Source organism: Spiroplasma endosymbiont of Tiphia femorata (genome assembly GCF_964020225.1).
Lineage (GTDB): Bacteria > Bacillota_I > Bacilli_A > Mycoplasmatales > VBWQ01 > Spiroplasma_E.
In genome coordinates this window covers 249,451-265,617 of the sequence record NZ_OZ026544.1, presented here as the reverse complement: position 1 = coordinate 265,617, position 16,167 = coordinate 249,451, and the positions used below count along the sequence as shown (strand labels likewise).

Below are 16,167 nucleotides of genomic sequence, written 5' to 3'. Positions count from 1 at the left end.
CATGCCAATTGGTACAACTAGTACAGCAATACTTTTAAACATAAATAAACCAAAACATACTAGAACAAGTAACCAACAAGAAAATAAAAGTTTTTGATGAGAAATTTTAGAAATGATTGGTGTACAAGTAATAGCAGTAGCACTTGCTCCTTTTACTGGTGGTTTAAGTGAAAGTATAGCACTTGGATTAGGTGCAAGTGATTTTATTGCAAGTACTATTAATTTTGGTATTTATGCTACAACTGATTTTACTATTAATCAAGTTTATGATTATTTAAAAGGAAATGTAACACCATTAAATACTTTTTTTAATATATTACCTGCATTTGCTGGACTGAATAAAATTAGTCGTGGTTATCGTACAACTAAATTTATTAAATTAGCACAAAAAACTAAAACATTAGAACAAATTGGTGTTAAAGAAGCAAAAAATTTACAAGAAATTATTAGTCAAGTAAGTGGAAAAGAAATTTTAACAGATAAAATCATTGGTAATAAACGTTATTTATTTAATTATAGTTTGGCACCTAATCGTGAAACAATAACACAAAATTTAGGTTATGTTGCTGAAAAACAATTTAAAAATAATTTTAAATCTTTAAAATCACAACAAATAAAAGAATATTTATCATTACAAAATACATTAATAAAATTAAGTCCACAATTAACTCCAAAGTTTAAAATTAAAGATATTGAAAAAGCAAATAACTTTTTAAAAAAATATAATACTGAATTAAAAGAAGTATTAAAAATGAACCAACATGATTGATTAAATTTAGTTCATACAATACATACAGAGAATAGATATGGAAAAACTTTAATTTTAGATTTACAAAAAATTCGTGCTAATGCTATTAAATTTAATTTTAAAAATAGTTCAATTCATAAAATTGTTTTAAATGCAAATAAAATTTTTAAGTATTTTGATATTAGATTTTATTTAAAAAAAGGTTTAAATAAATTTTGAAAAGATACACCATATTTTGAAAAATTACGAGAAAGTATATATAAATTACAAGAAAAATTTGAAAAATTAGAAAAACAAGCATTTGAAAAAATTAATAAATTAAAAGAAAAAGCAACAGATTTATTTACTAGTGCAGAAAAAAGAGCAATTAAACATGCACAATTAATTCCACTAAATTCACCAGTATTTATGGGTTGTAAAATTCAACCTTTATCATTAGACAAATGTGCAATTACTATTTATCATCGTAATCCTAAGTATAAACCAATTACAGTTGTTGATAGTATTCTTAAAGCAAAAACTTTTGTTACTCAAATACATCCATTTCATTGATATCGTTGATATAGTGGTTGATACATTGGTTATGGTGTTAATCGTAATAAATGATTAAAAGCAATAGCATTTGCTCCACCAGTGGTGCAACAAGTAATTAGAGATAGTTTTAAAGTATATAGAGAAATATTTAGAACTATTAGAACTTATCATAAAGTAGTAAATGTTATTAATAATCCTATTGAAAATATTAATAAATCATTTAAAAGTGTTGGTTTAAAATTTTCAGTTAATACTTTATTTGGTACTGGACTATTACATCATTTAGAAAAATTTGCATATAGTCAAGTTGTAGAAAAAGGTAAGAAAAAATTACAAAAAGAAATTATCCATATATCACATAGGAAAACTAAAACAAAAACTAAACATTATAAAAAAGCATTTTTTAAGGAATGATAAATTATGATTAATAAACTTTGAACTGATGTCAGTCTTGAAAATTATAATAACTGATATCCATTAACTGGAAAAATTACAGAAACTCCACCGCAATATATAAATACATGACCTAATGTAAAAGACTGATTTACAACTTTTGCTATTCGCGCTCAAAATGATATTAATGCTTATCTTGATTTTATTTTATCTAAATTTCCTTTTGATAGTTTTAAAGATGAATTAATTAAAGAAACTTTAAGAGATATGGTTTATGTAATGGTTGAACATTGAGTATTTAATCGTACACCAATTGAATTTAATGTTGATGCTACTATTCAATTCAATAATGGTACATCATTTAATGCAAGTAGTATTCCTACAATTAATGTTTGAGATTTAGCACCAAGTAGAATGAAAATATGAGCAAGATTAACAGAATTAAAACAAGTATTTTCAAATTATAATCAAGATGAAATAGATATTGAAAAAATTGACTTAAAAGTATTTTATACTAGAAATCAAGTTGATGAATTAATTAAAGAACAAAAAGAATTTACATTATCAAAACAAATAAAATTATATGATGATTTAGTTAATGATAACGAAAATGAGATATATAGGGGTCGTGTTACAAACTTTATAAATAAAGGTTATGTTGCAACTGATTATGACCCAAAAACTGAAACAATGATTTTAGATTGACCTGATGAAATTGGTACATTACCACCAGAAGCATTACAAAATAATCCACAAATTGGTGATTTTACTCATGCTGCGACTGCTGACTTTTCTGCTAAACAACAAAAAAGAATTACTACTAATGAAAATAGTATTAAATTATTAGAAAATAAAGTTGATATTAATAAACAAAATATTGATGATATTAAAAATAATTGATTTAATATTGAAACTAGTCCTTTATGAAAAAAAGTTAAAAATGAAAATATTAAAACAGATATATGATATATTATTGATTGAACATATTATTTTATCGATAGTAAACAACTTATTATAAGTAATAATAAATTAACTAAATCTAATATAAGAATTACTAATCATCAAATAGAAAATAGACAAATAATAATTGAAAAAATTGATGTTAATATTGACAAAGTAATGTTATTATATGATGATAATTTAATAAAATTTATTGTTGCTAATAGCACAAAAAAGTATACACCAATAATTCATAATATATATCAATATCAAGGTACTGGAACACCAACTGAATTTATAGCAGAAGAAAATACTGAACGTGATTATTATACAAAACTAGAAACTAATAATTTATTAGATAAAAAACAAGATAAATTATCTTTAATTAAAGAAGATATTACTTATAAAGTTTTACAATATAGAGAATTAGGAACTGGTTTATTTACGGGTGATTTAGATATTCCACCAACTAAATTTATTAAACAATGAATTAAAGATAGTGGTGGTGGAGTTGACCCAACTAAATATTATACAAAACCAGAAATTGATAAAAAATTAGAAGATGTAAAGTCACAATTCCCTATTGCATTTCAATTGAATGCTGTAAGTCAAGAAATCCCTAATTTAGAAACTATTAATAAAACTGTTGCTGGTGCTATTAATGAAAATAAAGCAAATATTGATAAAAAACAAGATAAAGAAATATGAAAAGTAATAAGTAAAAGTAAAAATAATCGTGAATGAGATACGTTTGAAATTAATTTTAATACTGTATATAGAGTAATTATAACATTAGATGAATTACCAGTAAATCAAGCAAATATAAATCATAAAGTAGAATTTAAAACTGGTAATTATTTAGGTGGAGATTATTTACTTGCAAAATTTAAAATTAAAGATGAAGATGTAATATTAACTTTAACTGTTAGAGAAAGTAGTTTTAATTGTAGTTTATATTTAAAAGGTGGAGATATTAATTATGGTGCTATTCTTTCATTAGAAGAATTACAAAATACAATTAAAGTTGATGTTACACCAAAAATAAAAATTAATTCAAAAAGTTTAGAAACAAATGAAGTTGAAGAAAATTGTTGAGATATTGAATTACCAGATAATCCAACACCAAGTCCAAATAATCAACAATGAAAAGATGTAGGAACAAGAGAAAAAAAATAAATGAGATAATTGACAAATTACTTATGATTTTATAGTTAATAAACATTATAGAGTTTATTATTCTTGAAGTATATATAATCCAGTTTATACTATTCAAGAATTTATTATAACGGATAACAAAATTGCTGGTGTACCAATACAAACCTTTAATGATAGTGTTAATATAGTAATTTTATCAGTTCAACATGCTAAATTGATTACTATTTATAGTGGAAAAGGTAATTTAAAAGGTAATGTATGAAAATTAGAAGAATTACAGGAATAATATTATGTTTTTTAAAATTATAAAAATTATTTTAGGTTTAATTGGAGTAATTCTATCATCAGCAACTGCTGGTTTAATTATATTCATTATTGTAAAAATTATATTAAAAATTAATCAAATATTTTAAAGAAAGGTGGTGAATATTATGCTAAGTTTATTTAAAAGAAAAGAAAAAAATAATATTAATGATAATCAAAGTGAAAAATTAAAATTTTTAACTAATAAAAATAAAAGTACACATGCTTCTATTTTAAATTATTTTGGTTTTAATGATTTTAACCATGAAACTTATTTTACTGATTTTGTAGCAGAAAATAATGCTAATTTATATAATGCTCCATTAGAAATTAATAATGAAACCATTAAACAATATTTAATTCAACAAGAATTTTATAGAAAAAATTGAAATTCTATTTTTAAATTAAGTAAATTAGGAATTAGTGGTTATTTAATTTATATTGCAAATGATAATTTATATTTTCAAGTAGTTGATATACAACAAAGAGTTTATGATATTACTGGTAAATTAATTGAATGTACTATTTTTTATGATAGTTATCAACAAAATGCACAAACTGTAAGATTATTCGAAGTTTATACATTAAATAATGAACAAGTAACAATTAATCGTGCAATTTATAGTATTAGTGATAATAAAAAACAATTTCCATTAGATTTTAAATCATACATTAATAATCCTAATTTATCACAAGAACAAACATTAAACATTAACTATATACCAATAGCAATTATGAGAAATAAAGCAAATGAACAAGCAGATTGTGATAAAGTAATGGATAAAATTAAAGCATTAGATGTTATTTATGAACAAATTGTTTTAGATACTATTTTAAACTCACCTAAATTTATATTTAGTCAAACTTATGGTAATGTTCAATCAGCATTAGAAGAAGCAGTAAGAACTTTGGTTACTAAAAACTACATATTTAAAAGTGGTGGAGATAATAATGAACAAAACGAAAATATCAATATGACAAATAGTAATTTTAAAGGTAAAAATTTAACTGATATATATGATTGAAATGTTAATGAAATATTTAAACGTTGTGGTATTCATATACCAAGTCAAAAGAAATCTGCACAACAATCAGTTCCCGAAAGTACAGCAGTTAATATTTCAACTATTAATTATATTGAACAAAAATTATGACAATTTAATATTGATATTCTTAAATTTATTCAAATATTAGTGAAAATTGATAAAGATTTATTAAATAGTAAAACATTTAATATTAATGATGAACAAGAAATTAATAATTTAACAGTTAAATTAAAATTATTTAATCCCGAAAATAACCAATTAATAGGAGATAACAATGGAAAACAACAACAAACCACAAACGAAGTTTCCACAGAAACAGAAGCAAACTAAACTTAATCAAGCAGAAGTAGAAAATGATTATTTAATTGATAATATTCCATATGATTTTACTAATATGATGGGTGCTACTAGTGACCCAGATATTAATAGAGCATACGATGAATTTAAAAAAAGAACAATTTATATTTATGAAATTGAGCGTTTATTTAAAAATAATGAAAATAATAGTTTAAGATTTTCAGCAAATACTATTAAAATAGGTTTTATTGATATTGATAAAGTATTAAAAACTACTGCTGCTGAAACATCAGACTTTACTATGCAATTAAATCAAAGAGCAAGTACTAATATTAATGATAATACAATTGAATATAGTATGACTGATATTAAAAATTTAATATTTCAAGAAATAAATTTATTAAATCAATTTAAGTTATATGCAGTATCTATTAATGAACCATTAACTGAAAATAATATTGATAATTTATATATCATTAATAACTATTCACAACCTTATCAAAATCCAAAAACAAGAAGTACTAAAAGTATTACTATTATTAAAATTAAAGATTTTAAAACAAGAGATGGTTATCCAATTATTATTAAATTACAAAAACCATTAGACAAAGATACCAAGGTTAAAAGTATAACTTTAAAATTTCCTAAAACAATGTTATTTGGCAATATAAAAGTAAATGGTGAAATTGATGGATTAAAAGTATCACCAAATTTATTAATTGCTGATGATAACCAATTATTTCCATTATATGCTTTACCAATTCAAACTCAACCAAAAGTTAATATTTTACAACAATGATTTAGTGACCAAATTTTAGAGTGAAATATTGCTAAAAATTTCATTAATCAAAATTCTATTTTAGAATATTTAGATATTGGTGAAATTATACCTAATCCACCATCACAAGAATTTAAACACGTTAAAAAAATTGAATTAAAAAATGTTGAAACAATCGTTACTAATGAAAAAAACCAACAAACTAATATTCAAAAAGAAATGAATTTTATTTTTTCAAAAAATGATGAAAGTAGTTATATTTCAGCAGATACTGATACTTCATGTGGTCCTAACTGTCCTAGATTATTAGAAAATAAAAAGTGAACTATTAAAGTTGCAGAAGGACAAGCAACTGCACAAACACATTGAAAAATCAATGAAATTGATAGTGTAGTTTTAACTTACGATAAAATTAAACCAACTACAACATTGGGAAAATTATTAATGGATATGTTAGGTTATACTTATAATTATCAAGCAAATTTTAAAGGTTATGACCCAAAATATGATGCAAATCCAGATGTTAAAGAAACACCTGATATTACAAAATTAAGAAATGAGTTTGAAAATCAAAAACCACATGATGTAATTAATAATTTATTTGAACAATGAAAATTAGACAATCCTAATTTTATTAATAATTCAAAAGTAAAAATTTTTAAACAAGTAATTATGATGTTATCAAATTGTATACTTTCTTATTTATCAATTAATAAAGGTTTAGATGATGACTATAAATTATTATTACCTTATTACTTTGAATTAAAATCAAAACCAACAAGAAAATCAAGTCATGATAGATGAAGTTTTGATAATGTTTATGTTGTTTTAAAATCTGAGTATTTTGATTTTACTGACCCTAATAATATTAAAGTTAAAAATAAGAATATTAGTCAAAATGAATGATTTAAACTAAGTAATAACCAATTTAATTGATTATCATTAACTAATAATCTAGAAAGTAATAACATACCTTCATTATTACCACAAGATATTAGTTTAAATAATGGTGAATATGGTAAATATATGGTTAAAAGTATAATTAATAACGTTTTAGAGTTATTAAAATTATTTAATAGTCAAAAACAATATTTTTCAAGTTGAGATTGATTTAATTTCGTGCAAAAAGATTATTTTAGTAATGAAATTAAATTCAATATAGAAAAAGAAATTTCTAATTTACATAAACTAGAAATTTCCGGAATTTTTGGTATTGGTAATTATGATATTCTGCTAGAAACAGAAAGTAAAACCATAAATATTAATAATATTCAATTATTTAATTCAAATGATGAAACATTATCTTATATTAATATTGAAATTTAATTATTAAAATATCCATTAGGATAAGTACCATCTCATTTGATATCTGTTTTATCACCTTTTTTATTTGCAAAATATAATGAAATTATATTATGGTCATAACGATGTTCTCATATAGTTGCCCCCCCAGACTGCTGTATGGTCGGGTTTTAAATAAAAACTTAATTTTTGTCTTCCGTCTTTACAAGCAAGACCTAATGCTGTTGCTGAAATAATAAATAATACAGTCATAAATGTAGATATACCAATAAATATATTCCTTTGTGTTTTTCTTTGTTTTGCTATATTTTTAGCATAATGTAATTCAGAATTTTGTTCATTCATGTTTAATTACTCCTTTTTTCTTAATTTTATTTCTAAATTGTACTATTTTTCATTATTTTTACAAGTATGCTTTTAAATGCAAAATAACGCCTAAATTAAAGGCGTTTATTTTATGATACCTATACTATTAATTATATTGAAATTGTTTATTATATTTTAAATATGAAAGTCGTTTTTTAAAAAGTTTTGATTTAATTTTAAATTACACTTATATATGTTTATAATAAAAAAGTAAATTAATTTTTTAAATATATTTACAATAAATTTAAAATTTAAAAAAAGTTAGGAGAAAAAATATGAGTTTTAATTATTTATGAACTTTAAAAGAAGCAACAAAAAGAATGTATCAATCATTTAGAGATGATGTAAAAAATCAATGAGAAAAAACAGATTGAAGAATCTTAAAAGAAAGAGATAGAAAATATATCCCCGTTAAAATTAAAACAAGAACTAGAAATACTATCAATGGTCTTGTTACTTATAAATGTCGTGATTATAAATATTATGATGAACAATTAAAAAAATGAGTTCCTATTTGTTTATTAGATGAAAAATTGCAATTACCTAAATACAAAAGGACTTGTCAGGATATCAAAAATAATGTTATTGAACATTTTGCAGATGGAAAAAGGTATATTGACATTTTACATACTATGAAACAAACAAAATTTAGCACAACAAGTATTAGTAGATTATTTCAAGAATATCAAGTTAGTAAATTAGATGTTCCTAAAATAAAATTAGAACCAAATCAATTTATTTATATTAGTATTGATGATGGACATCGAAAGTTTTGAAAATTTAAACGAAATTCTGGTAAATATTCAATGCGTTTAGTGTTATTTTGTACAGATAATGTTAATCATAAATTAGTTAATAAAAGAGTAGATGTAATAATAAGACCAACAAAAACTAAAATTGGAGTTCAAAAAACTGCTGAATTTATTTTAGAACAAGGAAATAGATTTTTTGAAAATTTTGACCAAGCAAAAATCATTATTTGTGGTGATAGTGCAGAATGAATTAAAGATGTTGCTAATTATTTAGATGCACAATTTGTTTTAGATAAATTCCATTTAGTTAAAAAGTTGTATGTAGGAATTATTGCTGGAAACAAAGGAAAATATTTTGAAGAATATAATACTTGTAGAAACTTTATTGAAAATGGTCAATATGATGAATTAATAAAGTATATGAATGAAATATTAAAAAATCATAAAAAATTAAAAAAACAATATTTTAAAAATAATAAACAAGGAATTGAAAATCAAGGTGCAAAATGAAATATTGGTACTTTTGCTGAAAGTAATATTTGATATATTTTAAAAGAAATGCTTGGTAATAGAACATATAGCATAGATATTTATATTAAAATGGTTATTTTTAAGTGTAATCTTGTCAATTCTAAAACATAATCAAAATTTTTATTTTTATTAAAATATTAAAAACTTATTAATTAAAAGTTAATAAGAATTTTTGTTGTGTATTTATATTAAATTTTCTTATTGATTTTTTAATATTTGTATTTTAATTGAAATTAATTTAATTTAGTAGTAATATTTACTTACAATTGCATATAATTACAATTATTTCTTGTCTATAATTTAAAAGAAATGTTTAAAAAGTAATTATATCCTCCGTTTTTGTTACCATCCCAAAATAATTTTGCAAAATTAGAAGTACAAGAATTAAAAAATTATTTATTATTACAAAATGAATTAATAAAGTTAAGTCCACAGTTAACTCCTAAATTTAAAATTAAAGATATTGATAAAGCAAACAATTTTTTACAAAAATATAATACTGATTTAAAAGAAGTATTAAAAATGAACCAACATGACTGATTAAATTTAGTTCATACAATACATGCAGAAAATAGATATGGAAAATCTTTAATTTTAGATTTACAAAAAATTCGTGCTAATGCAATTAAATTTAATTTTAAAAATAGTTCAATTCATAAATTAGTATTAAAAGCAAATCAAACTTTTAAATATTTTGATATTAAATTTTATTTTAAAAAAGGTTTAAATAAATTTTGAAAAGATACTTCATATTTTGAAAAAATAAGAATAAATATTTATAAATTACAAGAGAAATTCGAAAAATTAGAAAAACAAGCATTTGAAAAAATTAATAAATTAAAAGAAAAAACAATTGATGTATTTACAAGTGCTGAAAAGAAAGCAATTAAACATGCACAATTAATTCCATTAAATTCACCAGTATTTATGGCTTGTAAAATTCAACCTTTATCATTAGATAAATGTGGAATTACTATTTATCATCGTAATCCTAAATATAAACCAATTGTAGTTATTGATAGTATTATCAAAGCAGAAACTTTTGTTATTCAAATACATCCATTTCATTGATATAGATGATATAGCGGTTGATATATTGGATATGGAGTTAGTCAAAATAAATGATTAAAAAGTATTGCTTTTGCTCCACCAGTTGTACAACAAATGATTAAAGATAGTTTTAAAATTTATAGGCAAATATTAAGGACAATTAGAACTTATCATAAAGTAGTTAATGTTATTAATAATCCTATTGATAATGTCAATAAATCATTTAAAAGGGTTGGTTTAAAATTCTCAGTTAATACTGTATTTGGTACTGGATTGTTAAGACATTTAGAAAAATTTGCATATAATCAAGTTGTAAAAAAAGGAAAGAAAAAATTACAAAAAGAAATTATACATATATCACATAGAAAAACTAAATCAAAAACCAAACGTTATAAAAAAGCATTTTTTAAGGAATGATAAAATATGATTAATAAACTTTGAACTGGTGTCAGTTTAGAAAATTATAATAACTGATATCCATTAACTGGAACAATTACAGAAACACCACGACAATATATAAATACATGACCAAATGTTGATGATTGATTTAAAACATTTGCTATTCGTGCTCAAAATGATATTAATGCTTATCTTGATTTTATTTTATCTAAATTTCCTTTTGATAGTTTTAAAGATGAATTAATTAAAGAAACTTTAAGAGATATGGTTTATGTTATGGTTGAACATTGAGTATTTAATCGTACACCAATTGAATTTAATGTTGATGCTACTATTCAATTTAATAATGGTAATCAATTTAGTGCAAGTAGTACTCCTACGATTAATATTTGAGATTTAGCACCTAGTAGAATGAAAATATGAGCAAGATTAACAGAATTAAAACAAATATTTTCAAATTATAATAATGATGAAATAGATGTTGAAAAAATTGACTTAAAAGCATTTTATACTAGAAACCAAGTTAATGAATTAATTCAAGAACAAAAAGAATTTACATTATCAAAGCAAATAAAATTATATGATGATACCATTAATGGTAATAAAAATGAAACATATAGGGGACCAGTTACAAATTTAATAAATAAAGGTTATGTTGCAACAGAATATGACTCAAAAACTGAAACTATGATTTTAGATTGACCTAATGAAATTGGAACATTACCACCTGATGTTTTACAAAACAATCCACAAATTGGTGATTATACACATGCACCAACTTGTGATTTTTCTGCTAAACAACAAAAACGAATTACTACAAATGAAAATGAAATTACCAAATTAAATAGTGAATTAATTAAAACAAACGAAAATATTAATGATGTTAAAAATAATTGATTTAATATTGAAACTAGTCCCTTATGAAAAAAAGTTGAAAATAATAATATAGAAATATTTAAATGATATTTTATTAAAATCAGTTATCAATATTCAACAGAAAATAACTTTATGAAATTTTATAAAGTAATTAAAATTTATTTAAATAATGTTTTTAATGAATTTGAATTGCTAAATGTTGATTCCATGACGTATAGTGAACAAATCCAAAATAAAAGAATTTTAAATACCGGAACGATTTACTATAACAATAAAAAGAAAGAATTTAGTGGTGGCGGTAATTCTTATCCTGAACGTGGAAAAATTAATTTAATTGGTGATATAGAAGAAATATATCAATATCAAGGAATAGATACACCAACTGAATTTATAGCAGAAGAAAATACTGAACATGATTATTATACAAAACTAGAAACAAATCAATTATTAGATAAAAAACAAGATAAGTTAATTGCTGGTGAAAATATTAAAATTGATGAAAATAATAAAATTAGTGCTACTTGCGGGAAAACTGATTTAACTGATTATTATAAAAAAGAAGAAGTAGATAAAAAATTAGACAATAAAATGGATAAAGACCAATTCAAATATGCTTTTTCTATAAATACTATTGGTACTGAAATTCCTAATTTAGAAACTACTGATAAAACTGTTGCTGGTGCTATTAATGAAATTATCAAAAAACAACCACAACCAATTCCAATTCCTCCAAGTAGTTCAATTTGAAAAGAAGTAGGAATAAGAGAAAAAAATAAATGAGATAATTGACAAATTACTTATGATTTTATAGTTAATAAAAGATATAAAGTTTATTATTCTTGAAATATATATAATAATGTTTTTGCAATTAAAGAATTTATTATAACTAATACAAAAATAGCAGGTGTACCAATAGAAGTTTTTAACAATAATACTAATGTCTTAGTTTTATCAGTACAACACTCAAAATTTATTACTATTTATTCTTTAAAAGGTAGCGATAAAGGTAATACATGAAAATTAGAAGAATTACAGGAATAAAATTATGATTTGAAAAATTATAAAAATTATTTTAAGTTTAATTGGAGTTTTATTATCTTCTGCTGTTGCTGGTTTAATTATATTTATTATAGTAAAAATTGTCTTAAAAATTAATCAAATATTTTAGAAAGGAGAAAAAAATGAAACCTTTTTGACCAAGAAAAGATAAAACAAATATTAATAATAATGAAGAAAAATCTAAATTAATTTTTTTAGAAAATAAAAGTACACACACTTCTATTTTAAGTTATTTTGGTTTTAATGATTTTAATCATGAGACTTATTTTACTGATTTTGTTGCTGAAAATAATGCTAATTTATATAATGCTCCATTGGATATTAATAATGAAACTATTAAACAATATTTAATTAAACAAGAATTTTATAGAAAGAATTGAAATTCTATTTTTAAATTAAGCAAATTAGGAATTAGTGGTTATTTAATTTATATTGCTAATGATGATTTATATTTTCAAGTAGTAGATATACAGCAAAGAATTTATGATATTACTGGTAAATTAATTCAATGTACTATTTTTTATGATAGTTATCAACAAAATGCACAAACAGTAAGATTATTTGAAGTTTATAAATTAAATAATGAACAAGTAACTATTAATCGTGCAATTTATAGTATTAGTGATAATAAAAAACAATTTCCTTTACCTTTTAAAGAATATAGTAATAATCCTAATTTAGAACAAGAACAAACATTAAATATTAATTATATTCCAATAGCAATTATGAGAAATAAAGCAAATGAGTTAGCAGATTGTAATAAAGTAATGGATAAAATTAAAGCATTAGATGTTATTTATGAACAAATTGTTTTAGATACTATTTTAAATTCACCAAAGTTTATTTTTGACCAAACTTATGGTAATGCTAAATCTACAATGGATGAAGCCGTAAGAACATTAGTTACTAACAACTATATTTGAAAAACTACTGGTGATAATAATGAAAAAAGTGAAAATATTAATATGACAAGTAGTAATTTTAAAGGTAAAAATTTAACTGATATATATGATTGAAATATTAATGAAATATTTAAACGTTGTGGTATTCATATACCAAGTCAAAAGAAATCAGCACAACAATCGGTTCCCGAAAGTACAGCGGTAAATATTTCAACTATTAATTATATTGAACAAAAATTATGACAATTTAATATTGATATTCTTAAATTTATTCAAATATTAGTACGTTTAGATAAAGATTTATTAAATAGTAAAACATTTAATATTAATGATGAACAAGAAATTAATAACTTAACAGTTAAATTAAAATTATTTAATCCAGAAAATAACCAATTAATAGGAGAAAACAATGGAAAACAACAACAAACCACAAACGAAGTTTCCACAGAAACAAACTAAACTTAATCAAGCAGAAATAGAAAATGATTATTTAATTGATAATATTCCTTATGATTTTACTAATATGATGAGTGCTACTAGTGACCCTGATATTAATAGAGCATACGATGAATTTAAAAAAAGAAAAATTTATATTTATGAAATTGAACGTTTATTTAAAAATAATGAAAATAATAGTTTAAGATTTTCAGCAAATACTATTAAAATAGGTTTTATTGATATTGATAAAGTATTAAAAACTACTGCTGTTGAAACATCTGATTTTACTATGCAATTAAATCAAAGAGCAAGTACTAATATTAATGACAATACAATTGAATATAGTATGACTGATATTAAAAATTTAATATTTCAAGAAATAAATTTATTAAATCAATTTAAGTTATATGCAGTTAGTATAAATGAACCATTAACTGAAAATAATATTGATAATTTATATATTATTAATAATTATTCAGAACCTTATCAAAATCCAAAAACTAGAAGTACTAAAAGTATTACTATTATTAAAATTAAAGACTTTAAAACAAGAGATGGTTATCCAATTATTATTAAATTACAAAAACCACTAGATAAAGACACCAAAGTTATTGGTTTAAAAATTAAAGCACCTAGAAGCATGATTTTTGGCAATATAAAGGTACTTGGTGAAGTCGACAATATGGAGGTATACACAAAGTTATTTGTCAAAGATAAGATAGCATTTCCGCTATTATCAATGCCTATTGAAACTCAACCAAAAGTTAGAATATTACAACAATGATTTAGTGAACAAATATTACCTTGAAATTTAGCAAAACAATTTATAGGACAAGAAAAATCAGTTTTAGATTTAATTGCTATTGGTGGTGGTAGAGAAACAAGAAAAGAAATTATTAATAATGCAAGAGTAACTAATGCTAAAATTGGTTATGATGTTTCTAAAAATTCAAAAGTATGACCATTATCTGATGAACTAGAATTAAAAGATAAAAAATTAGAGTCATGATTTTTAGTAAGTGACTATAATTTATTTATTTCTACAACAAATAAATTTCATGATGTTGAACTAGAAATAAAAGATAGACCACCAATTGATAGTTTACAAAAAGTATTATTAGATATGTTAACTTATACATATACTTATAATAGAAACTTTGATGGTGCATCATTAAGTAATGTTTTAAAAGAAATGAATGATTTAGATAAAATTCGTGCTAAGTTTGAAGGACAAAAACCAAATGAAGTTATTACTAATTTATTTAAACAATGAGAATTAGATTATCCTAACTATACAAATTTACCACAAGTTAAAATATTAAAACAAATAGTTATAATGCTATCAAAAAATATTTATTCAACCATGTCTATTAATAACGGTTTAAATGATGACTATAAATTATTATTACCTTATTATTTTGAATTAAAATCAAATCCTATACATTCTACACCTGATAAGATTTGAGAATTTAAAGATATAAAAGTAGTATTAAAATCTGCATATTTTGATTTTACAGATATCAATAACATTAAACTAAAAAACAATGACATTAGTCAAAATGAATTATTGAAATTAGATGATAATCAATTTAACTGACTATCCATAACTAATGAATTAGAAAGCAATAATATACCATCATTAATTCCGGCAGATTGAACATTAGGTAATGGTGAATATGGAAAATATTTTACAAGATTAATTATTAATAAAAATAAAACCGAAAATGCTTTAAATTTATATGGTTCAAATAAATCACAATTATTTTCTAAATTAGAATTTTATAAAGAAGTTTTACAAATTGACAATAATAGTGAATTTGAATTACAAATTGAAAATCCAATTAATAACTTAAATCGAATTGAAGTTAGCGGACTATTTGGTGCTGGTAATTATGATTTAATTTTAGTAACAAATAAACAAGAAATAAATTTAAATAATATTAATTTATTTGATAAATATAATGAAAATATTTCTTATATAAATTTAGAAATTTAATTATCAAAATATCCATCTGGATAAATACCATCTCATTTTACTGCATCATCAGTTAATTTATTTGATGCTCAGTAAAGAGTAATTTTATGTTTATTACTTACTGGTCTTGCTCAAATAGTTGCCCCCCCAGTGTGCTTCATGGTCGTAATCATAAAAATATGTTAATTGATTATTTTTATTATATGAAACTATTCCTAAGATTAAACCGGTAACACCAGTTATTACAGCAAATGATAATGATATTTTTTGAAAATTTGTTTTTATTCATGTTTTCATAATAAATATCTCCTTTTTTCCTTGATT

At 22.0% G+C, this 16,167-nt stretch carries 14 protein-coding genes; 11 read left to right on the top strand and 3 right to left on the bottom strand.

Going from position 1 to position 16,167, the window contains the following annotated elements:
* The first annotated feature begins 1 nt into the window (after nt 1).
* The 5 genes from AACK83_RS01550 to AACK83_RS01530 all read left to right on the top strand — a co-directional run bounded on the left by AACK83_RS01550 (nt 2) and on the right by AACK83_RS01530 (nt 7,519).
* On the top strand, nt 2-1,699 hold the full coding sequence (locus tag AACK83_RS01550) for a hypothetical protein (protein ID WP_338957146.1): 1,698 nt from the start codon (nt 2-4) through the stop codon (nt 1,697-1,699).
* Between the two features lie 3 nt (nt 1,700-1,702).
* The gene (locus AACK83_RS01545) at nt 1,703-3,790 is read left to right on the top strand and encodes a hypothetical protein (RefSeq protein WP_338958937.1); all 2,088 of its coding nucleotides are present in this window, start codon (nt 1,703-1,705) and stop codon (nt 3,788-3,790) included.
* 269 nt (nt 3,791-4,059) lie between these two features.
* Nucleotides 4,060-4,182: a hypothetical protein gene (locus AACK83_RS01540; protein ID WP_255495924.1), complete on the top strand. Its 123-nt coding sequence runs from the start codon at nt 4,060-4,062 to the stop codon at nt 4,180-4,182.
* 18 nt (nt 4,183-4,200) lie between these two features.
* Nucleotides 4,201-5,448: a hypothetical protein gene (locus AACK83_RS01535; protein ID WP_338957148.1), complete on the top strand. Its 1,248-nt coding sequence runs from the start codon at nt 4,201-4,203 to the stop codon at nt 5,446-5,448.
* Complete coding sequence (locus tag AACK83_RS01530; RefSeq protein WP_338957151.1) at nt 5,393-7,519, top strand: hypothetical protein; 2,127 nt, start codon at nt 5,393-5,395, stop codon at nt 7,517-7,519. The genes AACK83_RS01535 and AACK83_RS01530 overlap by 56 nt, the downstream gene beginning before the upstream one ends.
* A gap of 87 nt (nt 7,520-7,606) precedes the next feature.
* Here AACK83_RS01530 and AACK83_RS01525 read toward each other — a convergent pair whose 3' ends face one another.
* The gene (locus AACK83_RS01525; RefSeq protein ID WP_338956981.1) at nt 7,607-7,840 is read right to left on the bottom strand and encodes a hypothetical protein; all 234 of its coding nucleotides are present in this window, start codon (nt 7,838-7,840) and stop codon (nt 7,607-7,609) included.
* A 296-nt stretch (nt 7,841-8,136) separates the two neighbouring features.
* Between AACK83_RS01525 and AACK83_RS01520 the strand changes: the two genes are divergently transcribed.
* The 6 genes from AACK83_RS01520 (at nt 8,137) to AACK83_RS01495 (ending at nt 15,864) form a co-directional block, all read left to right on the top strand.
* Nucleotides 8,137-9,255, top strand: a complete 1,119-nt coding sequence (locus AACK83_RS01520) for an Mbov_0401 family ICE element transposase-like protein (RefSeq protein ID WP_338956980.1) — start codon at nt 8,137-8,139, stop codon at nt 9,253-9,255.
* 228 nt (nt 9,256-9,483) lie between these two features.
* Nucleotides 9,484-10,614 (top strand): hypothetical protein, encoded by a 1,131-nt coding sequence (locus AACK83_RS01515; RefSeq protein ID WP_338958934.1) that lies wholly within the window; start codon nt 9,484-9,486, stop codon nt 10,612-10,614.
* A gap of 3 nt (nt 10,615-10,617) precedes the next feature.
* On the top strand, nt 10,618-12,510 hold the full coding sequence (locus tag AACK83_RS01510) for a hypothetical protein (protein ID WP_338958614.1): 1,893 nt from the start codon (nt 10,618-10,620) through the stop codon (nt 12,508-12,510).
* Nucleotides 12,511-12,514: 4 nt separating this feature from the next.
* Nucleotides 12,515-12,637: a hypothetical protein gene (locus AACK83_RS01505; protein WP_338957828.1), complete on the top strand. Its 123-nt coding sequence runs from the start codon at nt 12,515-12,517 to the stop codon at nt 12,635-12,637.
* A gap of 13 nt (nt 12,638-12,650) precedes the next feature.
* Entirely contained in the window at nt 12,651-13,889 is a 1,239-nt protein-coding gene (locus tag AACK83_RS01500; protein WP_338958617.1) for a hypothetical protein, read from the top strand.
* Nucleotides 13,840-15,864, top strand: a complete 2,025-nt coding sequence (locus AACK83_RS01495; RefSeq protein ID WP_338958620.1) for a hypothetical protein — start codon at nt 13,840-13,842, stop codon at nt 15,862-15,864. The genes AACK83_RS01500 and AACK83_RS01495 overlap by 50 nt, the downstream gene beginning before the upstream one ends.
* Here the strand turns inward: AACK83_RS01495 and AACK83_RS01490 are convergent.
* Nucleotides 15,861-16,004, bottom strand: coding sequence for a hypothetical protein (locus AACK83_RS01490; RefSeq protein ID WP_338957535.1), 144 nt, complete (start codon nt 16,002-16,004; stop codon nt 15,861-15,863). The two genes, AACK83_RS01495 and AACK83_RS01490, sit on opposite strands and share 4 nt — an antisense overlap.
* Nucleotides 15,958-16,140 (bottom strand): hypothetical protein, encoded by a 183-nt coding sequence (locus tag AACK83_RS01485; protein ID WP_338957532.1) that lies wholly within the window; start codon nt 16,138-16,140, stop codon nt 15,958-15,960. Before AACK83_RS01485 ends, AACK83_RS01490 begins: the two co-directional genes overlap by 47 nt.
* Nucleotides 16,141-16,167: the final 27 nt, after the last annotated feature.